Consider the following 552-nt stretch of genomic DNA (forward strand, 5'->3'; position numbering starts at 1 on the left):
CAACTACCGTATTACCTGCTGCCAGTGCCGCCACGATTTGACCCGTGTAGATAGCCAATGGGAAGTTCCATGGGCTAATACACACAAAAGTGCCACGTGGTTTATAAACTTGACGAGATTGCTTACCAGACAAATCTGTAAACTCATGCACGACATCGTCTAGGCGCTCTGCTTCATCAGCGTAAAAACGACAGAAATCAACGGCTTCTTTGATTTCATCGATACTGTCTTGCATGGTCTTACCAGCTTCGACTTGGCAGAGTGCCATCAGCTCAGCGTAGTTTTCTTCAAATAGCTCAGCGATTTTACGCAGTATTGCCGCACGCTTGGTCACGGCTACGTTTTGCCACATGCTTTGACCCGCTACAGCCACATCAATCGCTTGGCGCGCCAACGCTGCATTGGCATATTTGACTTCGCCCGCGCTCACGTCATGATTCCAAGGCGCACGTACAGGCTGCGCATCAAGTTGATGAGTGACGCCATCTACTTCATAGTCAGTGACCGCTTTGCCATTGATGATGGGTGTCGCTGACCAAGTCTTGTTCAAAT

The 552-nt window shown here is 49.3% G+C and carries 1 protein-coding gene; it reads right to left on the reverse strand.

Annotated elements, in window-relative coordinates:
* Positions 1-552: aldehyde dehydrogenase family protein (locus ACS8FC_RS20070; protein WP_439298080.1), on the reverse strand; the 552-nt coding region annotated here is incomplete at both ends.

This window comes from Psychrobacter sp. 1Y4 (assembly GCF_051847555.1).